Source organism: Nonomuraea candida, assembly GCF_000725485.1.
Classification (GTDB): Bacteria; Actinomycetota; Actinomycetes; order Streptosporangiales; family Streptosporangiaceae; genus Nonomuraea; species Nonomuraea candida.
On sequence record NZ_JOAG01000074.1, the window covers coordinates 1 to 20,515 of the forward strand.

Here is a 20,515-nt window from a genome sequence, read left to right on the forward strand (position 1 = left end):
CCTCCTCGTACAGATCGAGTTCGCGCCGCGGCGAGCCGATCTGTTCCAGCCGGGACCATCTGTCACGTCCGGCCAGCCGCTTCTCCAGTTCCTCGGGAGCGCGGCGTCTCTCCCACGGCGGCTGCGCCGGCGCGGGACCCACGTCACCTGGGGATCTCCAGAGGCACTGGTCCCCATGCCCGCGTCCGAGACCGGGTCCTGGTGGCCAAGGCGGGCATGGACGTGAGCGTCCCCCCGCCGGCGATCACCGAGGACAGTCTGGCCCGCTGGCTACAGGCGTACGTGGACAACGCCCGCGGGCATCCTTGCGTCGGCCGCGCGGTCGCATCCTGGGAGGACAACACGCGGCACACGACCGCCCGTCTCGACCTGGTCCATACCCAGCCCGGCCTGCCAACGGAGGTACGCGGCACGCTGGTACGTCTCGCGGTCCACATGGTGGCCGAGAACGGCGCTCTACGCGTAGTTACCGCGATCGACATTCCCGAACTCCAGGAACTGGGCTTCCGGCCCGCGATCGAGGGGGCTCAGGTTCGACACCATCGACACCGAGCCACCGTCGGACCCCGGTGCCGCCGCCTGGCCCGGCCCGGTCGCGTCGGGACATCATGAGTGATCGGCGGAGCCGTCCACTCGGCACGGTCCGCTGAAAAGGCGAGGTCAAGCGCGCATGAATGCTGTGCAAAGGTGCGGCAGGTGGTGGGGCTCCTCCGCCACCTGCCGCGACGGTCATTCAGACGTGCGTTTCTCCGGATATATTCGAACGTGCCGACCACTGGTGTTGTTGACGACGGACCTACCCGCGAGTGGTTTCCTCAGTTGGAGCTCGACCGGGCTGGGACGGCTTATCAGCAGGCTGGCCACCTGTTCCTCCCAGGGCCACGGACGGGGACAGTCCTTCTCCACCTGAATCCCGATGACGATTTTCGACGGGAATTCATTCACCTCGGTGTCCGTCACCCGCTCACAAGGCTTCGCGTCCGGAGAAGGTGCCGCGAGGAGCAGCCTGACCGTCAACGTGCGTCCGTCGGCCGACAGCCATGCCGAACCGATGTCCTCCCACGAGGAGGTGGCACAGCCGGTAAGCATCACTGCGGCGCACGCCGCCAGGGTGACAAGAGCCTTGCCAGCGGGCATGGAGGCGATCCTACTTGCTGATGAGGACGTTGCCGCCGTAAGCACGGCGAATGTCATCGATGTCGGTGTAGTACACGAAGCAGTCGCCGAACCAAGGGTCACCACCGGCGCTGAGAATGCCTTTCGCCGTCGCGGACGCCTTCTTCTTGCCTGCCGAGTCCACGGTGGTGACGAGCGTATAGACGGGACCACCTGAGTCTCCGTGGTCCGCGCAGTGCCGACGGCCATGGCAGGCTCTTGGTGGGCGGCCAGTTGAGTCTCGGCTGATGGCCACGAAAATTCCTGGTGGATGGCCCGGCGTGTCCTGATCTCCGTCCTGTTCGGGGAGACCTCCCCGGACCGGTTTGCTGATGTTTGCCGCATTTCGCAAACCGACCGAAGAGGTCCCGTGACCAAGTCTGACAGGGAGATCATGAAGATCTTTGAGGCATATGACCTGACCAAGACGGTCTGGTCGGCCGCGCAGCTGACCGGTGCTGATCCCAAGACCGTGAAACGCTATGTCGAGCTACGGGATTTGGGGCTCAACCCGTATGAGCGGGCGCCCCGGCCCAAGCTGATTGACCCGTTCCTGGAGAAGATCGAGGAATGGGTGGAGGTGTCGAAGGCGAAGATCCGCGCTGATGTCGCGCACGACAAGCTGAGCGCGATGGGCTATCGCGGCTCGCCGCGCTCGACCCGGCGGGCGGTGAACGCGGCCAAGACCGCGTGGAAGGCCGGCCGGCGGCGCACCTACCGGCCATGGATCCCCGAGCCGGGCATGTGGTTGCAGTTCGACTGGGGCGAGGGGCCACGCGTTGGCGGCCGGCGGACCTGGCTGTGGTGCGCCTGGCTGGCCTGGTCCCGATTTCGGGTGGTGATCCCGGTCTGGGACTGCACCCTGGGCACCTTGGTGGCCTGTCTGGATTCGGCGTTGCGGCGTTGCGGCGGCGCGCCCACCTACGTGCTGACCGACAACGCGCGCACGGTCACCAGCGACCACGTGGCCGGGATCGCCATCCGGCATCCGCAGATCGTGGCCGCCGGCCGGCACTATGGCTGCACGGTGGAGACCTGCGTGCCCTACGATCCCGAATCCAAGGGCGGGGTGGAGGCCACCGTTCGCCTGGCCAAGGCCGATCTGGTGCCCGCCGAGGCGAACCTGCGCAGCGCCTACGCCAGTTTCACCGAACTCGCCGACGCCTGCCGCGCCTGGTGCGAGCACATCAACGGCCGCCGGCACCGCGCCACCGGGCAGATCCCCGCCGAGCGGCTGGCCATCGAACGCGCCGCGCTGCACGTGCTGCCCGCCGAGCCGTTCGCGCTTGCCCTGGGCAGCGAGCGCACCGTCTATGACGATCAGACCATCAGTTTCGCCTCGGTGCGCTACTCCACCCCGCCCGGGCACGTCGGCGCCAAGGTCTGGGTCCGCGTGGTGGGGGAGGAACTGCTCATCACCGCCCGCACCGGCCACGGCGACCTGGCCGAGATCGCCCGCCACCCGGTGTCCACCCCGGGCAGCCCGCGCGTCCTGGACGAGCACTACCCCGATCACCCCGGCGGCCGCAGCATCCACGCCCCCAAGCCGCGGCCCCGCACCGAGGCCGAGATCGCGTTCCTGGCCATCGGGCCGGGCGCGCAGCGATGGCTGACCGAGGCCGGACCGGCCGGAGCAGTGCGCATCCGGGCCAAGATGGCCCGCGCCGTCGAACTGGCCGCAGTGCTCGGCCCGGCCCGCGTCGATGAAGCCCTCGGCCTGGCCGCCATCGCCGGCCGCTTCGCCGACGACGACCTGCCCGCCATCTGCGACCACCTGGCCGACCACCAGGCCGCCGACGAGCTCGTGCGCGCCGACGAGACCCACTCCGCCCAGCCCGGCACCAGCAGCTGGCAAGCCCTGGGCCGATAGATCCCGGCCCGGGGATGACCCCGGGGTGAGCTGCCCGGCCTCTCCCGCAGGTCGGGCGGCTCGCCCACCCGCAACCGCAACCGATCAAAGGAGTCCCGCCCCGTGACCGCTCCCGCCGCGCCGGCCCTGCCCGATGAGCTGGACCGGCTGCTGCGCCGCATGCGCCTGCCCTACCTGCGCAAAGCCGCGCCCGACGTGCTGGCCACCGCCCGCGCGCAACGCTGGGACCCCGCCGAAGTGCTCCGCGTCCTGATAAATGAGGAGGTCGTCGGCCGTGACGCCGCCACCCGACGTCAGCGTCGCACTGCGGCCGGCTTTCCCACCGGCAAGACCCTGGCCTCCTGGCAGCCCGAGCAGTCCTCCATCGGCGAGCCCACCCAGAACGCGCTGGCCACCCTGGAATGGATCGGCCGCGCCGAGAATCTCGTCATCGCCGGACCATCCGGCACCGGCAAGTCCCACTTCGTCGAAGCCCTCGCCCACGCCGCGATCGAGAAAGATCTGCGGGTGGCCTGGTTCACCCTGGAGACCCTCACCGCCACCATCGGCAAGGCCAAAGTCGACGGCTCGGTCGCACGCACCGTCACCCGCATCTGCCGCGCCGACCTGATCGTCATCGACGATATCGGGCTCCTGCCCGCAGGCAACGACGCCGCCGAGGCCTTCTACCGCATCATCGACGCCGCCTACGAACGCCGCTCGATTGCGATCACCAGCAACATCCACCCCAGCGGCTTCGACACCATCATGCCCAAGACCCTGGCCACCGCCTCGGTCGACCGGCTCCTGCACCACGCCCACCTGGTCCTCACCAAGGGCGACTCCCACCGCCTCGCCCAGGCCCTCGCCGGCAAGGGCGTCACCCCACTCACCTGACCACCCATCAGGACCACCCCGGCCATCAGCCTGGATTTCTGATGGCCACCAGCCAAGACAACCCAAGACCATCTACCTGGGCATCCTCATGGCCGTTGACACGCAGTAGCTGGGGTGCGTTCCCACTGTGGCGGAGTCGAGCGTCCCGGCGTCCGTCTTGCGCCAGTAGTCTCTGGCGTCCGTGACCTTCCAGTTGCATTGCTGGCCGGATGTACTGCCGCTGATGCAGAAATGGTCACCCTTGACGGAGTCCCGAGGCCACCCGGTTTTCACGGGCCATTTCGTAGCAGACGTCGGGCCGCCCGTGAAGATGGCCGGAGCCGGCGTCTTGGGGGCGCCGGTGACCACGAGCGCGGTGTCTCCGAGCCCATGCTCGTTCGGCTTGGTGGGCAGTTGCACGGTCCCCGTCCCCATGGTCCACGTTGTCAGTTCGGCGTGGGCGTTGTAGGAGCTGACCGTACCGGCTCCGGTGGGCAAGCAGTGGCCGGCGGTCACCATTCGCTTGCCCACGGCGGTCTTCCAAGCGAAGCCCATGGTGCAGCCGCCGCCGCCCTGTCCCTCGTAGAGTCCGCCGCCGTTAAGCTGATCGTCGTCATTGTCTCGCGTGCCAGCGTCTGCGAGGCTCGCCCGCCCGCCCGGCCGTGCTGGGCTGGGACTGGCGCGCAGACGCGGCAGCGGGATTCAGAACGAGGACGACACTGTTGGTTCCGTATCGCTGGGCCAGCGCCTGCCGCAGTGCGGGCGACACGGCGGTGACCGTGAACATGACTTGGTTGCGGTCCGGCGAGATCCCGCCACCGACGATCTTGTCGGCGTCAGGCAACTGCGCGGGGGTGGCGGTCAGAACCTCCCGGATGATGGTCCGCAGGCGGGCGTAGCTGGTGGCCACATCACGCACGACGGGGGTGAAGCTGTATGCCTCTGGCGAGCCTGCTTGCCCTGCGGCGTCGTCCTCGTCGCCGTCGGGGCCGGTGTAGCTGCCGGGAAGTGTCCAGTCAGTGCTGCCCAGCCCGAGGTAGGCGGTGCCGGCCAAGGTCGCCGAGCCGACGGAGTGACCGTCTGCGGTGGCAGCGGGGATGATGACCTCGCCGGTCACCATGTCGACGAAGGGAGGGGCGAGCGTGTCGGGGTTGGCGCTGGCCCGGTCGTAGGCAGCGTCGAGAGCATACGCCTGCGGTTCGGCCATCTGCAGCGCGTCGCTGCCCCAGTGGTCCGGGGGCTGGATCTACAAAACTCGGAAGACTGCGGGCACGCGCAGTCTGCCTCAACCGTGCCTGTCGTACAGCCGCAGAAGCGATTGGGCACGCCTCGCCACATCCCTGACCGGTGCCGCCGCGCATGCCGCCATCGACACCGTGTCATCCGCCGGAGCCCAGACCATCCTCCTCCGCGACGCCGTGGCCGGTCTCCCTACCGGCACCGAAAGCCGGGACGGCTACCAGCGGACCAGTTTCCGACACTGGATCGACGCCGACCGCGACGGCTGCAACACCTGCTATGAGGTGCTGATCGAGGAAGCCGTCACGCCGCCCCAGGTCAGCCCCACCTGCGCGTTGACGGGTGGAAGCTGGCACTCGTCCTACGGTGCACGACACCCCGGTCGAGCTGGCGTCCGGGCTGGACGTTGACCATCTGGTATCTGTGTCCGCCACAGAGATGTGATCTAAAGCTCCTGCTCCGGGCGTGAGCACCATATCGCCGACAAGGGGAGGCATCAGCACTGGTCGGCGTACAGCTCAGAAGGGCTGAACCTCTTTTCCGCGACAGGTCCGGTTCGCGTCGTAGCGCGTCATGCCGGTGCTGAGCGGCGATGACGTCGGCGGTGTGTGATGCGATCCAGGACAGCAACGTCTGGAGGGACGCGGCGAGCCCTTCGCCGAGGGGCGTCAGGGAATAAGAGACCTTGGGAGGTACGGAGGGTTCGACCTCGCGATGTACCAGGCCGTCGCGGACGAGGTCGCGCAGGTTGGACGAGGTCGCGCAGGTTCTGCGACAACATCTTCTCGCTGATCCCTCCGATGCGATCACGCAGGAGGTAGAAGCGCAGGGGCCCGTCGCGCAGCGCGGCCAGGATCAGCATGCCCCAGCGGCTGGTCACGTGGACGAACACGGTTCGGCCAGGACAGTCGCTGTTGAATACGTCACTCATCGCGTCAGGCACGACGCGGTTCCTGGTCGCCTACCGCCATGGCCTAGAGCTTACTTAAAGGTACGTCCTTACCAAAAGTAAGCCCGGCTCCTAGAGTGTCGCCCATGCCTGACATCACGGTCGATATCTGGTTCGACTTCGTATGCCCTTGGTGCCACCTCGGCAAGCGCCGCTGGGAGGCCGCGCTCGCCGCCGACCTGGGCCTGACCTATCGCCTGGACCAGGCCCGCCCGGTCAACAGCTTCGACGCGCACCGCCTGCTGCACGCGGCCATCGACCGCGGCCTCGGTGATCAGGTCGGAGAGCGGATGCTGCGGGCCTACACGGGCGAGGGCGCCCACCTCGCCGATAACGCGACTCTGACCACTCTGGCGGAGGAGGCCGGCTTCCCCGCCGAGTCGGCTCAGGCGCTGCTGCGTGGCCACGACTATGTCGACGCCGTACGAGCCGACGAAGACGAGGCGCGCCGCCGCGGCGTGAACGGGGTGCCGTCCTTCGTCATCGCCGGCCGGCGGATCATCGCGGGCGCCCAGTCCCCGGACATCCTCCTTGAAGAACTCCGCCTGGCCTGGCGCCGAGCAACCGGATGACACGCCCCGCGCTGCGGCCCATCCGCATGCCGTACGGCCACCACGATCCAACGTGAAGGAGATCTACATGCGTTCCGATGCCCCGGCGCGGGCAGGCTGGCGACAGTGGGCGGGCCTTGCCGTCCTTGTTCTCCCCGCCATGCTCGTGATGATCGATATGAGCGTGCTGCACCTGGCCGTACCGCGCCTGAGCACCGATCTCGATCCCAGCGCCTCCCAACTGCTGTGGATCACCGACATTTACGGCTTCCTCATCGCCGGCGCGCTGATCCCCATGGGCGCCCTGGGCGACCGCGTCGGCCGACGGCGGGTCCTGCTGATCGGCGCGGCCATGTTCGGAGCCGCCTCCGTGCTGGCCGCCTACGCCGCCACCGCCGAGACACTGATCGCCGCCCGCGCGCTGCTCGGCCTCGCCGGGGCGGCGCTGGGCCCCTCCACTCTCTCGTTGATCAGCGTCATGTTCCACAATCCGCGCCAACGCACGACCGCCATCACCATCTGGATGGCCGGCTTCATGGCCGGCGGCGCCATGGGCCCGCTGGTGGGCGGCGTGATGCTGGAGTACTTCTGGTGGGGATCGGTGTTCCTGGCGGCGGTGCCGGTCATGGTGCTGCTGGTGGCTCTCGGGCCGGTCCTGTTGCCCGAGTACCGCGACCCCCGGCCCGCCCGGCTGGATCTGCCGAGCGCGGCGATGTCGCTGATGGCGGCGCTGGCCGTGGTGTACGGCATCAAGGAAATGGCCAAGGACGGCTTCGCCTGGGTCCCCACGGCCGCCATCGTCCTCGGACTGGCCGTCGGCGTGCTGTTCGTCCGCCGACAGCGGCGGCTCACCCAACCGCTGCTGGACCTGTCACTGTTCTCCAACCGGAGCTTCACCGTTTCCCTGAGCACGCTGACCCTCACCGTGATCTTCATGCTGGGCACCCAGTTCCTCATGGCCCAGTACATGCAGATGGTGCTGGGCTTGTCCCCGCTCGCAGCAGGCCTGTGGGGACTTCCTCTGGTCATCGCGGGCACCATGGCGATCTTCGTCGCGTCGGCGCTGGCGGGGAAGATTCACCGTGCTCACATCTTCGGAGCCGGGCTGGTCATCGCCGCTGCCGGGTTCGCCGTGCTCACCCAAGCCGACGCCTCAGCCGGGCTACCGGTCGTCGTGACCGGTTCCGTCCTGCTGTTCGCCGGCCTCATGCCGGTGTCGGGACTGGGCATCGACATGATCGTCAGCGCCGCTCCACCCCGGCAGGCCGGATCGGCCGCAGCCGTCGGGGAGACCACTCAAGAGCTGGGCGGCGCCCTCGGCATCGCCCTGATCGGCAGCCTGGTCAACGCGGTTTACCACAGCCGCATGACAACCGTGGTCCCCGACCGCCTTTCCGCCGCCGCGGACACGCTCCCAGCAGCCGTGACCGCGGCCCAGCTCCTTCCCGAGCACCTCGGCGACGAGCTCGTCACCCACGCCCGGAACGCGTTCGCCGACGGTCTGCAACTGACCGCCGCCATCGCCATCCCCGTCCTGCTCGGGCTGGCCTGCCTGACTGTGTTTCTCCTGCGGCAGGTGGGCCGTGATGCCCACCCATCGGCTGATGAGCACCAGCCGATGGAGACCTCTTCGCCGCAGGCACCACCCGCCCGCTGACCTACTCCGTGAGCATCATCATGCTGGCTCGTATCGCTCAAGGCGGCGGCGCGGCTCCAGGTTCTCCCCTTGAGCTACTTCCAATGCCCCGCGCAGTTCCGCAACCTCACGGCGCCGAGCGCCCGTTCTTCCTCCAGCTTGGGGACTGTACGGTCTACTGGACAGACCCCACCCCGGTCAGCCGGTGAAGGACTCGGGGACGAAGCGGCCCCACGCCACGAAGGCGGCCAGGGCGAGATAGGCCAGGTTGCCCACGGCGGACCTGCCCTCGCCTCGGCGCAGGTGCGTGACCATCGCACCGACCATCAGCACCACACAGGGCGAGGTTCATGAGATCTCTTCCACAACCGTCGGAGGAGGAATCCGGTTCTGACACCGGAGCGGCGATCGGTGCCCGGCCGCAGGGTCGATCGGCCTAGGCCGGTTCACGGCATGACCCGATGAGCCGGGCGGATCTCGCTGAACAGCCTGAGCGTCACGGGCCGTGAACGAGGCCACGCCCAGCCGGGCAGGCGCAGGTATCGCGAGGAGAACACCGTCTCCAGGACGACCTTCACGTACGGGTGCTCGCCGGGGATCTCGGCGCAGATCACCGAGACGGGTGAGTGCACTGCCTGGCCCCCGAAACGCAACCAGGCGTGTGCGTCGCTGTCGAGTTCCGCCGACTCCCACTGCAGCACTGGCGGTTCGGTGCGGTGGGACGGCAGTGGGAACCGGAGCGCGAATCCCGCCAGGGCGGCATTGGGCCGCAAGTAGAAGGTGCCGTCAAGACGTGGCAGTGCGGACAGGAGCCGTGGCCCTTTCCGGCCGCTCGTCGTCAGCCTCGCTTCGGTGGCGTCGAGGACGATCCGCCATGAGCCGGGCCCGATATGTGAGGACGTCGACATGGATCACCTGCCGGGTTCGGACGTGCGCTGGTCATCCCCTAAGACGCGAAGGACCTCGCGAATGTGACATCCCACCGCTGTAGCGGGACTCCCGGAATGTCACAAAGTCACGCTTTCGGACGTCTTATGGGTGAACGCGGACAGAGAGGGAGTCGCGCCCATGCATACCGGACCGAAGGCGGTCCCCCGGACCATCGCCCGGACCTCATCGTTTCTTGACGATCGCTTGGGAGGGGCTCGCTTCCTGAAGCGCAACCTGCGCAAGATCTTCCCTGATCACTGGTCTTTCCTGCTGGGGGAGATCGCGCTGTACGCGTTCGTCATTCTGCTTCTCACCGGCACGTTCCTGACATTCTGGTTCAAGCCGAGCATGGGTCACGTGGTCTACGACGGTGTCTACGCGCCGTTGAAAGGCGTGGGAATGTCGGAGGCGTACGCCTCCACGCTGGAGATCAGCTTCGAGGTACGCGGCGGGCTACTCATCAGGCAGATCCACCACTGGTCGGCGCTCCTGTTCATCGGCGGCATGATGGTCCACGCGCTGCGTGTCTTCTTCACCGGCGCCTATCGCAAGCCGCGCGAGCTCACCTGGATCATCGGCGTCACGATGCTCACGCTGGCCCTGCTGGCGGGGCTGACGGGCTACTCGCTGCCGGATGACCTGCTGTCGGGCACCGGCCTGCGGGTCACCGAGGGCGTGCTCATCTCGCTGCCGGTGATCGGCACCTATGCGACCTTCTTTCTGTTCGGCGGAGAGTATCCGAGTGATGACATCATCTCCCGCTTCTACGCGCTGCACATCCTGCTGATCCCGGGGACGCTGCTGGTGCTGATGTCGGCGCACCTGGTGCTGATGTGGGTGCAGAAGCACACTCAGATGCCGGGCAAGGATCGAACCCGGAAGAACGTGGTGGGCGCTCCGCTGTATCCGTCGTTCGCGGCCAAGACCACCGCGTTCTTCCTGTTCGTGCTGACCGCGGTGACGGCGTTGGGTACCTTCGCCCAGATCAACCCGGTGTGGCTGTACGGCCCTTACAGCCCGGGCGACATCTCCGCCGGCTCCCAGCCGGACTTCTACCTCGGTTTCCTGGAGGGCGCGCTGCGCCTGATGCCCGCCTGGGAGATCAATCTCTTCGGCGCCGGCCAGGCGGGCACCGTGCCGTTGAGCGTGGTCGTCCCGGCGCTGGTGCCGCTGGGCGTCATCCTCACCGGGATGCTGCTCTACCCCTTCATCGAGCAGTGGGTCACCGGCGACAAGCGGGAGCACCACATCCTGGAGCGGCCGCGCAACAACCCGCACCGCACCTCGATCGGTGTGTCCGCTGTCGTCTTCTACGGCGTGCTGTGGCTGCTGGGCGCCAACGACCTGATCGCGTCCACCTTCCACATCAGCCTGAACGCCACCACCTACGCCGGACGCGTTCTGGTGATCGCCGGACCCGTACTCGCGTACATCATCACCTACCGCGTCTGCCTCGCCCTGCAACGCTCCGACGCCGAACTCATCGGACACGGCGTGCCCACCGGTGTGATCAGGCGTGAGCCCGGCGGCGCGTTCGCCGAGCTGCACACACCGCTGATCGAGGACATCGAGGCACACCTGCGCGCGAAGGAAGCCGTGCCCGTGCTGGTGGGCGACATGGATGCCGCCGACACGGACCCCGGCGTCCCGCCGGTGCACGCCCGCAACCCCATCGGCCGGCTACGTGCCCGGATGTCCGCCACGTACGGCGGAGAGAAGGTCCCTCTGGACGAGGAGCACGATCGATCCCTGACGCGCTGAACGCCACCTACCCTGCCCGTCCGAGACAGCAGCCACGGCTCCGGCCTCGGGAACAGCGCTGGACCGTCGAGCGGGCCTGCGTCATGGAGCACCTGGTCATCTCGCAGGGTTGCCCATCACTGATGGGACGGAGCTTCTCGCCGGCGGAGTGCTGCGTGCACGGGTTGTGCCCGGCCCGCTCAGGTGACTGGAAGTTCCTGGCCGGACCGCGATCGACCTGCTCTATGAGGCGGTGGCCCCGCTCGATCAGACTGCCTCGGCTCGGTGGCCTCACGAGGTGGCGGGGATGCAACGCGAGCGGATCGGCAGACAACGCCTGCCGCATGTCACGGCGACGGGCGCTGTCTTGTCCTCAAGGGCGGGGCGGTGTGAAGGACGCCTCTGCCGGCTCCGGAGCTGAAGGGGCGGGCATGCGGGGGGTGCTGGAGGCGATGTGTGTGGCGCTCGTCAACACCGAGCGCCACAGCGGCGCCCAGACCGTATCGATCGCGGTGACCCTGGGACGCGGCGGTCTGCGGATGACGGTCAGCGACGACGGCCGCGGATTCGCCCCCGGAGGGCCGGGAAGCGGCATCGTCCGGATGCGGGCGGCGTTCGCCGAGATCGGGGGCGCCCTCACGGTCCGCAGTGTGGAGGGTGCCGGCACCACCGTGACGGGAGTCGTGCCTTGGCTCCGGCCGAAGCCACCCGCAGCATAGACCGGATCATGATCCCGTCCGCCATGGCCGCGTGTGCGGCCTGCCGCTCCCGCTCCTGCAGGCAATGCTGGAGCGCTTCACTCCACCGGCAACGGGGTGCCGACGAAGGAAACCGTCAGGTCGGCGAGCAACTCCCGTGCCCGCCGCGGACCACCCTTGATCCGGCCGTCCAGCGTGAGGCTCACCAGGCCGTGCAGGTGCGCCCACAGCAGATCTGCGACGGCGTCGTCGTCGACCTTCGCCGCCGGGTGGTCCGGTGCGCCCAACTCGACCGCCGCCTTGAGCACGCCGAAGCACTCACGGGCGGCGGCCGGCGCCTTCGCTGTGCCGAACGGCACGTCGGAAAGGGTGTGCATCAGCCGGTAGAGGTGCGGGTTCTCAGCCGCGAACTCCCAATACGCAGTGGCGACTGCGAGCAGCGGCCCACCCGCTCGCGCGTACTCCTCGGGGCACTGCGCACGCCCGAGCCGGTCAGCCAGCTCGGCGAAGCCCACGTCCACGAGCCCGACCAGCAACGCCCGCTTGTTGGCGAAGTACTGGTACACGATCGGGGCCGTGTAGCCGACACGATCCGCGACCGACCGCACGGTCACGCTGTCGAACCCGGCCGACTCGTCCGCGAGCGCACGGGCCGCCGACAGTAGTTCGGCCCGCAGCTGGTCCCGCGCCTCGGCACGTTCACCGACGCTGCCCTTGATCCGCTTGCCCTCCCGCGGCACGAGCCCTCCTCGCTTTTCTAACAACGGTAGACATTAGGCCACGAAGGGCACTACGGTCGAATTCTAACGTTGATAGAAAAGGAGATCCCCTCATGCGTGTTATGGTGACCGGCCTGTCCGGGACGATCGGTGGCGCGGTGGCGAGTGCGCTGGTCCGGCGTGGCCACACAGTGGTAGGCACGGTGAAGGCCAAGGGTCGGCCCGCGCCGGAGGGCGTGGAGCCCCTGGTCGCCGACCTGTTCACGGCCGGCGCGCTGGCTGGGGTGGCGAAGGACGTCGATGCGGCCGTGCACGCCGCCTCCAGCAACGACGAGCGGTCCGGCGAGATGGACTACGCGGTGGTGAACTCCTTCCTCGAGGCGTTCGCCGGCACGGGCAAGCCGTTCGTCTACACCAGTGGCCTGTGGGTGCACGGCAACACCGGTGACACCGCAGCCACCGAGGAGTCGCCGTTCGTGCCGCCGATGGTCGTGTCGTGGCGCCCCGCCGTGGAGAAGATGCTGGTCGACGCGAAAGACGTGCACACGATCCGGATCCGCCCTGGCATGGTGTACGGCGGCGGCCGCGGCTACATCCCGATGGTGCTAAGCCCACAGCACGACGGCAACGGCGGCAAGGTGGTCCGCCACTTCGGCGACGGCTCGAACCGCTGGTCAGTTGTCCACGCCGACGACCTGGGCGATCTGTATGCCCTGGCCGTCGAGAAGGCTCGGGCTGGCTCGTCGTACCTTGCCACCGTCGACGAGCCCGTTCGGGTGCGGGACGCCTCGAAGGTGGTGGCGGACAAGTTCGGCTTGACCGTACAGGACTGGGATCCAGCCGACGCGCAGCAGTACTGGAGCGTTATGGTCGAGGCGTTCCTGCTCGATCAGGTGGCGACCAGCGCCAAGGCGCGCACCGAACTCGGCTGGGCCCCGTCGCGGCCGACCCTGCTGGAGGAACTCGCAACCAGCTGACCCCCACCCCGCGACGACATGCTCCGGGGCGGCACAGTCGTGGGTGGCCCACCTGAAATCGACCCAGGTTTCCCCCCGCCAGATAGCGCTCCGCGGGGCGGTAAGGGTCCGCTTGCACAGGCGGAAGGTGTGTTCGATGTCGAAGCGCCGGACGTGGGCACGCCACAACAGGTCCGGGTCCAGCGGGGTAGCGGCGGGCCCGTGCCACCACAACCAGATGGTTCTGGGCGCGCGGGTCCGGCCGGGCAGAGCGGAGACCTGCAGGCGGATCACGGTGCCGGGCACGATGGGGCGAGGACCGCGCAAAGGACAGTCGTTCCGGTCAGTCTTCGGCCGGAAGGTGCGATGGCGTAGCGGCCCAGGCAGTTGAGATGGGCGGCGTTCACCACCAGGCCGAGGGCGGCGAGCTGGTCTTCCTGCCCTTCCCGCCACTGCCGTGCCGGACCTTACGGGCGAGCCGGTGCCGCGACTCCTGGACCGACAGCCGATGCCGAGCGTGCCGCCCACAGTCAGCGCGATCGGGCCCGTCACACATCGTCCCTCACCAGATCCCCGTACTTCGGTAAGGCGCTGCAACCCTCAACCAGCCACCTTGATCTCACTGCTGGTCGCGGCTATATCCGACCGAAACTTCGTCAGTGCTATCGGGACCGCTGTAACCGTCGCAGGGCATGGCTGTCGAGAAGATCGCAGAGCTGGCCTTCACCAGTGCAGACCAGGTTCGCGATGTGATCCACAACTTCACACGCCGACGGGTTCGGCGCGTTGTATCCCAAATCTACGGCGGGCGGCAGCCGAAGTTCGCCCTGCCCCAGCGGTGGGGATCAACCGCCGCATGACAAACTCGCACGAACCGTTTGGCCTCAACGACACGCCTGAACAAGAAGACGTTCGGCCGTAGAGCCGGAACCGCACGCGAAGGAGACATGCCGGATGCGTACTCATCGGCTCGGACGCAGTACGACAGAGGTCACCGAGCTGGGCTTCGGGGGCGGGCCGCTGGGCGGCCTGTTCGAACCGCTGGATGACGACACCGCGGCGCGGGCGCTGGCTGCCGCCTGGGAGGCGGGGATCCGCTACTTCGACACCTCTCCGCACTACGGCATCGGGCACTCCGAGCGCCGCATCGGCGAGTTGCTCCGCAGCAAGCCGCGGGCGGAGTTCACGCTGTCGACGAAGGTCGGCCGGCTGCTGGTCCCGCAGGACCCGAAGGGCCGGTTGGACGAGAGCTTCGCCGTACCGGCGACGCACCGCCGGGTGTGGGACTTCTCTCGCGACGGTATCCTGCGCAGCGTCGAGGACTCGCTGACCCGCATGGGCGTCGACCGGATCGACGTGCTGTATCTGCACGATGCCGAGGAGCACTTCGAGGCCGCCCTGCGGGACGGGTACCCAGCTCTGGCCGAGTTGCGCGCCCAGGGCATGGTCGGCGCCGTCGGCGCGGGCATGTACCACCCCGGCAAGCTGACCCGCCTGGTACAGGAGACCGACGCGGATGTGATCATGCTGTCAGGCCGCTATACGCTGCTGGACCACACCGCCCTGGACGAGCTGCTGCCCGCCTGCGCCGAACGCGGCGTGTCGGTTCTGGCCGCCTCCGTCTTCAACTCCGGTCTGCTGGCGACCCACCGGCCTGCCGAGGGAGCGCGCTTCGACTACGCGCCCGCCGACCCGCAGCTGCTGGAGCGGGTCAACCGGATCGCGGATGTCTGCGAGTCGCACGGAGTGACCGTGCCCCAGGCCGCCATGGCCTTCCCGTTGTGTCACCCCGCGGTCGCGGGCATCGTGGTCGGCATGCGCTCAGCGCAGGAGGTGCGGCTCAACACCGCCGCGTTCTCGGCCCCCGTACCGGTGCTGTTGTGGTCTGATCTGCGTGCCGAGGGCCTGCTGGACGAACGCGTTCCGGTGGACACGGTGCTGTGAGACGGGCGGCGCGTCGGAGGGGCCCGATACGGCTGCGTCTTGCCCGTGTCACCGCCGTCGACCCCGAGCGCCAGGTGTCGCCGTGGCCGACGGGCCGCGTACGGCTGGAGGGGCATGGAGCGGTGTGACCCGGGGCCCGAGCCGGCGCCCGCCGCCCGGCCCGAGCCGGAGCCGGACGAGGACGGGCTGATCGCGCGGTCGGCCCAGCTCACGCTGGTGGAGCGGCGGCTGGCCGAGGCGCGGCGGGCCGGGGCGGCGCCGTCCTCATCACGGGCGAGGCCGGGATCGGCAAGACCCGGCATCGATCAAGGTCATCGTCCACCTGCCGACGACGCTCGCCTCGCCTGACGCCGCGGAAGCCGCCGCACCGCCTCGATCACCGCCTGCCGGCTTCGCTTCCGCTGTACGCCGCCAGGAAAGCCCTGGTCCGCCATCGTCCAGATGACGCGCCGTCTCGCCCACAGCGAGCACCGGCTGATCGTCGGAGTACGCCGGGTCACTCACGACGTCGGGCGCTGCTTCTGGATCTTGCTGTGGCCGGCGTGGGCTCGTAGGGTCGTCTCAGGATGGTTGACGAAGGTGATCCGGAAGACGTCGTTGAGATCTTGCGTTCCTTCGAGCCGGGGCAGGTCCGCAGGGGCGTGGTGAGCTCCATCGAGCCGTTCGGCGTGTTCGTGGATCTGGGCGGTGCCGATGGCATGGTGAACATGGCCGAACTGTCCTGGCGACGCTTCGATGATCCGGCCGAGGTCGTGGAGGTCGGTCAGGAGATCGTGGTCATGGTCCTTGACGTCGATCTCGAGCGTGCACGCATGTCGTTGTCGTTGAAGGCGCTGCAGGACGACCCGCTGGTCGAGCTGGCGCGAACGCGGCTGGGCTCGGTGCTGCGGGCGCCGGTGACCAAGGTGATCCCGTTCGGGGTGTTCGTGGGGATCGGCGATGGGATCGAAGGGCTGGTCCACATCTCGGAGTTCCCCGACGGCGAGTTGCCCTCCGAGGGCCACGAATTGCCGGTCCGGATCGCGGACATCAACATGCGGCGTCACCGGGTCCGCCTTGAGCTCGCCTGATCGTCAGGCTGAGGCGCGGGGGCACGGGCTGTCCGGCGTACTCCCCCGTACGCGCAGATGAGTACGGAGGAGTGCGCGTAGAGCCTGTGTCAGCTCCGGGAGGCGGCGCGTAGGTCGGGGGCGTTCATGGCGGGATCTTCTCACTGCGCCGCTGACGCCGGCGGCCGCCGGCCCGTGCTCGACTCGGCTCTCCTGCCTGCCCCGCGCTTGACCGGCGCGGCAGGGTCAGCCGTGCTGTTTGACGGCGGTCAGCACGCGCATGCCGCGCGGGCCGATCTCGCTGCGTTCGACCGTCAGCCCGGCCGTGGCGCACTGCGCGGCGAGCCAGTCCGCGCCGATGCGCAGCTTGGGGTAGCTGCCGACCTGCTGGGTCCAGCCGTCCCCGGTACGGGTGTGCACCAGGTCGTGGACGAGCACGGTGTCGTCGTCCCGGTAGTCGAGGAAGCAGGTGAGCAGCCGGTCGGCGGTGCCGCGGACCAGGATGAACCGGTCGGAACCCGTTAGGGGCCGGGTGAGGTCGCGGTAGGTGATGACGAGCTTGCCGCCCACGGTCAGCGCCCGGGTGATGTCGCCGAGCAGCGCGGTCACGTCGTTCTTGGCGGGCAGGTGGGTGAGTGTGTCGCCCATGCAGACGACGGCCGCCACGCTGCCAGGTTGGGTGATCCGCGGAAGCGCGGCGCGCAGGTCGGCGTGGACGGGCCGGATCGCGGGGTTGCCCGCCGCGGCCGTGGCCAGCTCGTCGAGCAGCGTCGTGCTGGTGTCGACGGCCAGCACTCGGTCGAAGCCGAGCTGGGCCAGGGCCAGGCTCTGGTTGCCGGGCCCGCAGCCGAGGTCGACGGCGGTGGCGTCGGCGGTGGCGTCGGCGGTGGCCGGTGCGACGCCGAGACTGCGCAGCAGGTCGGCCTGTTCGTTGGCGAGGGCGGCCAGATCACCGCCGAGCATCCAGGTGTAGTGCTGGGCGAGCAGCCGGTCATAGTGGTCGGCGGAGGCAGACGCGGAGGCAGGCGCGGAGGCAGTCGCGGGGACAGGCTCGGGGGCAGGCTCGGGGGCAGGTGTGGAGACGGGCATGGAGGTTCCTCGCAAAAGTAGGGAGTGTGGGTGCGGGATGAAGGAGAGGGGCGGCTGGGCGCTGGATCCCCGGCCTGCCGCAGGACGTGGACTTCTCCGGCGCTAGGTGACCGTCTGGTGGTCGGGATTCGTGTCCGCGCCGGACGGTCGTGCGGCGGCGGCGTCCCGGGGCGCCGCCAGGTAGGACAGCAGCAGCCCGGCGGCGCTGAGCACGGCGCCGGCCAGGCCCGTCCAGCGCAGTCCGGCGACGGTGACGACCCCGGCGCCGAGCACCGAGCCGACCGCGTGGGCCAGCAGGAACGCGGACACGTTGACCGTGACGGCCAAAGTGGGGGCGGCGCCGGCGTGCCGCAGGATCAGGGTTTGCAGCGGCGCCACAGTGGCCGTCGTCAGCAGGCCGAGCCCCAGCACGGCCGCCGCCGCCCACGGTCGGTGCACCACGGCCAGCGGCAGCATGGCCAGCAGCACGGTCAGGCACGCGAAGACCCCGCGCAGCGTCGCTCCGAGCGCGCGATCGGCGAGTCGCCCGGTGACCAGGTTGCCCAGCAGGCTGCCCACGCCGTAGGCCACCAGCAGCAGCGACACCGTGGACGGCGCGAACCCGCTCACCTCGGTCAGCATGGGCGCCACGTAGGTGAACACCACGCCCACCCCGGCGAAACCCACGGCCGTGGTCGCGATGGCCAGCAGTACCGGCCGCCGGGTCAGCACCGCGATCTCGGCCGCGACCCCGGCGGGCTGGGCGGGGGTGCGCGGCATCGTGAGAGCCAGCAACGCCAGGCAGGCCAGCCCGAGCGCGGCCAGCGCGGCGAACGGCAGGCGCCAGCTCATGTCCTGGCCGAGCGCCGCGCCGAGCGGCACCCCGAGCAGGTTGGCCACGGTCAGCCCGGAGGTCACGGCGGCGATCGCGGTGCCGGCCCGGCCGGCGGAGACCACCGTGGTGGCCACGATCAGCGTCGCCGCGAAGAACGTGGCGTGTCCGATGGAGGAGATGACCCGCCCGGCCAGGAGCACCGGGTAGGACGGTGCCAGCGCGCTGATTGCGCATCCCGCGACGAAGATCGCCATCAACGCGAGCATGAGTCCCTTGCGCGGCAGACGCGCGGTCCCCATGGCGACCAGGGGGCCGGCGATCACCGCGCCGAGCGCGTACGCCGTCACCGCCTGTCCGGCCACCGGTACGGAGACCCGCAGGTCCGCGCCGATCTGCGGCAGGAGTCCCGCGACCAGGAACTCGGCGGTGCCGACGACGAAGACGCTGAGACACAGGCAAGCCAGAGTGAGAACTGTCCGTTTCATCGCAGGAAGGCTAAGCTCTGACATCCATGTCAGAGTCAAATCGGAGGCGTGATGCGCATCGGTGAACTGTCACGTCGTACGGGGGTCCACGAGCGGCTGCTGCGCTACTACGAGCAGCAGGGACTCCTCTATCCGGAACGGGCGCCCAGCGGCTACCGCTCCTACCAGGAGTCGGACGTGGAGACCGTCCGGCGCATCCGCCGCCTGCTGTCGGCCGGGCTCAACACCGAGACCATCGCCACGGTGCTGCCCTGCGTGCGGGTCAAGGCGGGGAATCTCGTGCCCGTCTGCCCTGAGGTGATCGACGATCTGCGCGCCCATCGTGAGCGCCTCACGCAGGCGATCGAGGAGCTGCTCGCCTCACGCGATCTCCTGGACGCCGTCCTTGAGGCCGCGCCGCTGGAGCTCACCAGGTGAGCTGCCGGCCCCGCGCCGGTTCCGCCCCGGCCATTTGCCGGGCGTGCGACGGCCTCCCGGCAGGTGGCGGCCGGCTCAGGCGTCGGTTCAGGCGTCGGCTCAGGCGTCGGCGAGGGTCCGGGCCGAGGCCTGGAGGATGTCGCCCAGAGCCGTACGGGCCTGGGCGAGGTCGGCTATGCGGGAGTCCAGCTCGGCGTACTGGGCCTTGAGGTGGTCGAGAACGCAGGCCTGGAGCTGGATGCCGTGGCCGGCGAAACAGGGCATGAGCTCACGGATGACCTTGGTGGGGAGCCCGGCGGCGAGCAGGGCGCGAATGCGCTCGACGGTGGCGGGGGCCTCGGGCCCGTAGTGGCGGTGGCCGCCTTCGCTGCGGTGTGAGGTGAGCAGCCCCTGGTCCTCGTAGTAGCGGAGGAGGCGTACGGCCACGCCGGTCTCGCGGGACAGCTCTCCGATCTTCATGTGACACACCTCACAGCGCTCCGGCTTGAATCTCACATCCGTGTCATATTTTAGCGTTGGTCACATGACGACGACATCGACCGCGCAAACGCCCGTTTCGCTCTACGGATTCCTGACCCCCAAGCCCGGACACGCCGATGAGCTCAGGAAGCTCCTGCTGGACCTCGTCGAGCCGTCCCGCGGGCATGAGGGCAGCCTCCAGTACCACCTCCACGAGCAGGAGGACGGCCGGTTCTTCCTCTACGAGGTCTGGCGCTCGCAGGAGGACCTCGACCGGCACAACGCGACCCCCTTGCTGCGCACCTTCATGAACGCCCTGCCCGAGCACCTCGAAGGAGCCCCGGAGGCCTACTTCGGCGCGATGAGGAGCCCCTATCCGGCCACCGCGGCCTGATCGCACGCCCGGTTCCGGCCGGCGAACCCCTGGTGAAGAATCTGCTGACGGTCAGGCGTAGGGCGCGGGCGGCCACGGTGAGCACGAGGCCACCGTGCCGCATCGTGCCGCATCGTGCCGCACCGCGCCGCGCCGCGCCGTCCGCCTCGAAGCCGTTCAGGACGCCGAGGAGAGACGTCGAGAAGAAGGGAGTGCCGCAGGTGGAGCTGCGTGACATCGAGATCTTCCTGACGCTGGCCGAGGAGCTGCACTTCGGCCGCACCGCCCAGCGGCTGCACGTGACCCAGGCCCGCGTCAGCCAGACGATCAAGAAGCAGGAGCGCCGGATCGGCGCCGCCCTGTTCGACCGCGACAACCGTAACGTGGCCCTGACGCCGATCGGCCGGCAGCTCTACGAAGACCTCCGGCCCATGTACCGGGGGCTGCGCGAGGGCATCGAGCGCGCCGTCCGGGCCGCGCAGGGCACGACCGGGGTGCTGCGGCTGGGCATGGTCGGGCACAACCCGCAGGACCTGCGGCCCCTCTTCGACGCCTTCAGGGCCCGGCACCCCGGGTGCGACCTGCAG

The 20,515-nt window shown here is 69.0% G+C and carries 26 protein-coding genes; 15 read left to right on the forward strand and 11 right to left on the reverse strand.

Going from position 1 to position 20,515, the window contains the following annotated elements; all coding sequences use genetic code 11:
- Positions 1-216: 216 nt before the first annotated feature.
- The gene (locus IO39_RS55425) at positions 217-612 is read left to right on the forward strand and encodes a hypothetical protein (protein WP_157549657.1); all 396 of its coding nucleotides are present in this window, start codon (positions 217-219) and stop codon (positions 610-612) included.
- 117 nt (positions 613-729) lie between these two features.
- Here the strand turns inward: IO39_RS55425 and IO39_RS55430 are convergent, their stop codons facing one another.
- Together IO39_RS55430 and IO39_RS55435 are read right to left on the reverse strand one after the other, a co-directional pair.
- A complete protein-coding gene (locus IO39_RS55430) occupies positions 730-1,137 on the reverse strand; it encodes a hypothetical protein (protein WP_157549659.1) in 408 nt (135 codons plus the stop codon).
- A gap of 10 nt (positions 1,138-1,147) precedes the next feature.
- A complete protein-coding gene (locus IO39_RS55435) occupies positions 1,148-1,300 on the reverse strand; it encodes a hypothetical protein (protein WP_157549661.1) in 153 nt (50 codons plus the stop codon).
- A 249-nt stretch (positions 1,301-1,549) separates the two neighbouring features.
- On the opposite strand from IO39_RS55435, the gene istA reads away from it, so the two are divergent.
- On the forward strand, positions 1,550-3,025 hold the full coding sequence (gene istA, locus IO39_RS41270) for an IS21 family transposase (protein ID WP_043636359.1): 1,476 nt from the start codon (positions 1,550-1,552) through the stop codon (positions 3,023-3,025).
- Positions 3,026-3,127: 102 nt separating this feature from the next.
- A complete protein-coding gene (istB, locus tag IO39_RS41275) occupies positions 3,128-3,901 on the forward strand; it encodes an IS21-like element helper ATPase IstB (protein WP_043636327.1) in 774 nt (257 codons plus the stop codon).
- 592 nt (positions 3,902-4,493) lie between these two features.
- On the opposite strand, the gene IO39_RS41285 is transcribed toward istB, so the two are convergent.
- From IO39_RS41285 to IO39_RS59800, 3 genes are all read right to left on the reverse strand, one after another.
- Positions 4,494-5,087: a hypothetical protein gene (locus IO39_RS41285; protein WP_043636335.1), complete on the reverse strand. Its 594-nt coding sequence runs from the start codon at positions 5,085-5,087 to the stop codon at positions 4,494-4,496.
- Positions 5,088-5,437: 350 nt separating this feature from the next.
- Positions 5,438-5,791, reverse strand: coding sequence for a hypothetical protein (locus IO39_RS59505; RefSeq protein WP_369332905.1), 354 nt, complete (start codon positions 5,789-5,791; stop codon positions 5,438-5,440).
- Positions 5,691-6,050, reverse strand: coding sequence for a winged helix-turn-helix transcriptional regulator (locus IO39_RS59800; protein ID WP_369332906.1), 360 nt, complete (start codon positions 6,048-6,050; stop codon positions 5,691-5,693). Before IO39_RS59800 ends, IO39_RS59505 begins: the two co-directional genes overlap by 101 nt.
- Before the next feature lie 104 nt (positions 6,051-6,154).
- Here IO39_RS59800 and IO39_RS41290 point away from each other — a divergent pair, with 104 nt between their 5' ends.
- Positions 6,155-6,640 carry a DsbA family oxidoreductase gene (locus IO39_RS41290; protein ID WP_052424055.1) on the forward strand — a complete coding sequence of 162 codons (486 nt, stop codon included), beginning with the start codon at positions 6,155-6,157 and terminating at the stop codon, positions 6,638-6,640.
- A 52-nt stretch (positions 6,641-6,692) separates the two neighbouring features.
- The gene (locus tag IO39_RS41295) at positions 6,693-8,276 is read left to right on the forward strand and encodes an MFS transporter (protein ID WP_245642570.1); all 1,584 of its coding nucleotides are present in this window, start codon (positions 6,693-6,695) and stop codon (positions 8,274-8,276) included.
- A 177-nt stretch (positions 8,277-8,453) separates the two neighbouring features.
- Here the strand turns inward: IO39_RS41295 and IO39_RS55440 are convergent, their stop codons facing one another.
- Positions 8,454-8,582: a hypothetical protein gene (locus IO39_RS55440; RefSeq protein WP_157549665.1), complete on the reverse strand. Its 129-nt coding sequence runs from the start codon at positions 8,580-8,582 to the stop codon at positions 8,454-8,456.
- 119 nt (positions 8,583-8,701) lie between these two features.
- Positions 8,702-8,956, reverse strand: coding sequence for a hypothetical protein (locus IO39_RS41305; protein ID WP_043636338.1), 255 nt, complete (start codon positions 8,954-8,956; stop codon positions 8,702-8,704).
- A gap of 433 nt (positions 8,957-9,389) precedes the next feature.
- On the opposite strand from IO39_RS41305, the gene qcrB reads away from it, so the two are divergent.
- Positions 9,390-10,946 carry a cytochrome bc1 complex cytochrome b subunit gene (gene qcrB, locus IO39_RS41310; protein ID WP_342671477.1) on the forward strand — a complete coding sequence of 519 codons (1,557 nt, stop codon included), beginning with the start codon at positions 9,390-9,392 and terminating at the stop codon, positions 10,944-10,946.
- Between the two features lie 410 nt (positions 10,947-11,356).
- The gene (locus IO39_RS41315; RefSeq protein ID WP_043636341.1) at positions 11,357-11,644 is read left to right on the forward strand and encodes a sensor histidine kinase; all 288 of its coding nucleotides are present in this window, start codon (positions 11,357-11,359) and stop codon (positions 11,642-11,644) included.
- Positions 11,645-11,721: 77 nt separating this feature from the next.
- On the opposite strand, the gene IO39_RS41320 is transcribed toward IO39_RS41315, so the two are convergent.
- Positions 11,722-12,363 (reverse strand): TetR/AcrR family transcriptional regulator, encoded by a 642-nt coding sequence (locus IO39_RS41320; protein ID WP_052424057.1) that lies wholly within the window; start codon positions 12,361-12,363, stop codon positions 11,722-11,724.
- Positions 12,364-12,455: 92 nt separating this feature from the next.
- On the opposite strand from IO39_RS41320, the gene IO39_RS41325 reads away from it, so the two are divergent.
- The 5 genes from IO39_RS41325 to IO39_RS41335 all read left to right on the forward strand — a co-directional run bounded on the left by IO39_RS41325 (position 12,456) and on the right by IO39_RS41335 (position 16,312).
- Positions 12,456-13,319: an NAD-dependent epimerase/dehydratase family protein gene (locus IO39_RS41325; protein ID WP_043636344.1), complete on the forward strand. Its 864-nt coding sequence runs from the start codon at positions 12,456-12,458 to the stop codon at positions 13,317-13,319.
- Positions 13,320-13,990: 671 nt separating this feature from the next.
- A complete protein-coding gene (locus IO39_RS57110; RefSeq protein ID WP_211267360.1) occupies positions 13,991-14,158 on the forward strand; it encodes a hypothetical protein in 168 nt (55 codons plus the stop codon).
- Positions 14,159-14,252: 94 nt separating this feature from the next.
- Positions 14,253-15,242, forward strand: coding sequence for an aldo/keto reductase (locus IO39_RS41330; protein ID WP_043636347.1), 990 nt, complete (start codon positions 14,253-14,255; stop codon positions 15,240-15,242).
- A gap of 114 nt (positions 15,243-15,356) precedes the next feature.
- On the forward strand, positions 15,357-15,590 hold the full coding sequence (locus IO39_RS55445) for a hypothetical protein (protein ID WP_157549663.1): 234 nt from the start codon (positions 15,357-15,359) through the stop codon (positions 15,588-15,590).
- A 218-nt stretch (positions 15,591-15,808) separates the two neighbouring features.
- Positions 15,809-16,312 (forward strand): S1 RNA-binding domain-containing protein, encoded by a 504-nt coding sequence (locus IO39_RS41335; RefSeq protein WP_052424059.1) that lies wholly within the window; start codon positions 15,809-15,811, stop codon positions 16,310-16,312.
- Between the two features lie 225 nt (positions 16,313-16,537).
- On the opposite strand, the gene IO39_RS41340 is transcribed toward IO39_RS41335, so the two are convergent.
- On the reverse strand, positions 16,538-17,380 hold the full coding sequence (locus IO39_RS41340) for a class I SAM-dependent methyltransferase (RefSeq protein ID WP_084774430.1): 843 nt from the start codon (positions 17,378-17,380) through the stop codon (positions 16,538-16,540).
- A gap of 102 nt (positions 17,381-17,482) precedes the next feature.
- Complete coding sequence (locus tag IO39_RS41345) at positions 17,483-18,679, reverse strand: MFS transporter (RefSeq protein ID WP_052424061.1); 1,197 nt, start codon at positions 18,677-18,679, stop codon at positions 17,483-17,485.
- Positions 18,680-18,730: 51 nt separating this feature from the next.
- On the opposite strand from IO39_RS41345, the gene IO39_RS41350 reads away from it, so the two are divergent.
- A complete protein-coding gene (locus IO39_RS41350; RefSeq protein ID WP_043636351.1) occupies positions 18,731-19,096 on the forward strand; it encodes a MerR family transcriptional regulator in 366 nt (121 codons plus the stop codon).
- A gap of 99 nt (positions 19,097-19,195) precedes the next feature.
- Here the strand turns inward: IO39_RS41350 and IO39_RS41355 are convergent, their stop codons facing one another.
- Positions 19,196-19,555 (reverse strand): MerR family transcriptional regulator, encoded by a 360-nt coding sequence (locus IO39_RS41355; protein WP_043636354.1) that lies wholly within the window; start codon positions 19,553-19,555, stop codon positions 19,196-19,198.
- A 64-nt stretch (positions 19,556-19,619) separates the two neighbouring features.
- Between IO39_RS41355 and IO39_RS41360 the strand changes: the two genes are divergently transcribed.
- Together IO39_RS41360 and IO39_RS41365 are read left to right on the forward strand one after the other, a co-directional pair.
- Complete coding sequence (locus IO39_RS41360) at positions 19,620-19,949, forward strand: putative quinol monooxygenase (RefSeq protein ID WP_043636357.1); 330 nt, start codon at positions 19,620-19,622, stop codon at positions 19,947-19,949.
- Positions 19,950-20,053: 104 nt separating this feature from the next.
- Positions 20,054-20,515 (forward strand): LysR family transcriptional regulator (locus IO39_RS41365; RefSeq protein ID WP_245642572.1); only part of this gene is annotated, 462 nt, incomplete at its 3' end.

What these genes read in the sequence shown, in the direction of transcription:
- IO39_RS41355 (WP_043636354.1), bottom strand. Translation starts at nt 19,555, where the DNA reads ATGAAGATCGGAGAGCTGTCCCGCGAGACCGGCGTGGCCGTACGCCTC.
- IO39_RS41315 (WP_043636341.1), top strand. Translation starts at nt 11,357, where the DNA reads ATGCGGGGGGTGCTGGAGGCGATGTGTGTGGCGCTCGTCAACACCGAG.
- IO39_RS41290 (WP_052424055.1), top strand. Translation starts at nt 6,155, where the DNA reads ATGCCTGACATCACGGTCGATATCTGGTTCGACTTCGTATGCCCTTGG.
- IO39_RS41345 (WP_052424061.1), bottom strand. Translation starts at nt 18,679, where the DNA reads ATGAAACGGACAGTTCTCACTCTGGCTTGCCTGTGTCTCAGCGTCTTC.
- IO39_RS41285 (WP_043636335.1), bottom strand. Translation starts at nt 5,087, where the DNA reads ATGGCCGAACCGCAGGCGTATGCTCTCGACGCTGCCTACGACCGGGCC.
- IO39_RS41335 (WP_052424059.1), top strand. Translation starts at nt 15,809, where the DNA reads ATGGTTGACGAAGGTGATCCGGAAGACGTCGTTGAGATCTTGCGTTCC.
- IO39_RS55445 (WP_157549663.1), top strand. Translation starts at nt 15,357, where the DNA reads ATGGAGCGGTGTGACCCGGGGCCCGAGCCGGCGCCCGCCGCCCGGCCC.
- IO39_RS41350 (WP_043636351.1), top strand. Translation starts at nt 18,731, where the DNA reads ATGCGCATCGGTGAACTGTCACGTCGTACGGGGGTCCACGAGCGGCTG.
- IO39_RS57110 (WP_211267360.1), top strand. Translation starts at nt 13,991, where the DNA reads ATGGCTGTCGAGAAGATCGCAGAGCTGGCCTTCACCAGTGCAGACCAG.
- IO39_RS55425 (WP_157549657.1), top strand. Translation starts at nt 217, where the DNA reads ATGGACGTGAGCGTCCCCCCGCCGGCGATCACCGAGGACAGTCTGGCC.
- IO39_RS41360 (WP_043636357.1), top strand. Translation starts at nt 19,620, where the DNA reads ATGACGACGACATCGACCGCGCAAACGCCCGTTTCGCTCTACGGATTC.
- IO39_RS41325 (WP_043636344.1), top strand. Translation starts at nt 12,456, where the DNA reads ATGCGTGTTATGGTGACCGGCCTGTCCGGGACGATCGGTGGCGCGGTG.
- IO39_RS55430 (WP_157549659.1), bottom strand. Translation starts at nt 1,137, where the DNA reads ATGCCCGCTGGCAAGGCTCTTGTCACCCTGGCGGCGTGCGCCGCAGTG.
- IO39_RS59800 (WP_369332906.1), bottom strand. Translation starts at nt 6,050, where the DNA reads ATGAGTGACGTATTCAACAGCGACTGTCCTGGCCGAACCGTGTTCGTC.
- IO39_RS41340 (WP_084774430.1), bottom strand. Translation starts at nt 17,380, where the DNA reads ATGCCCGTCTCCACACCTGCCCCCGAGCCTGCCCCCGAGCCTGTCCCC.
- IO39_RS55440 (WP_157549665.1), bottom strand. Translation starts at nt 8,582, where the DNA reads ATGGTCGGTGCGATGGTCACGCACCTGCGCCGAGGCGAGGGCAGGTCC.
- IO39_RS41330 (WP_043636347.1), top strand. Translation starts at nt 14,253, where the DNA reads ATGCGTACTCATCGGCTCGGACGCAGTACGACAGAGGTCACCGAGCTG.
- istA (WP_043636359.1), top strand. Translation starts at nt 1,550, where the DNA reads ATGAAGATCTTTGAGGCATATGACCTGACCAAGACGGTCTGGTCGGCC.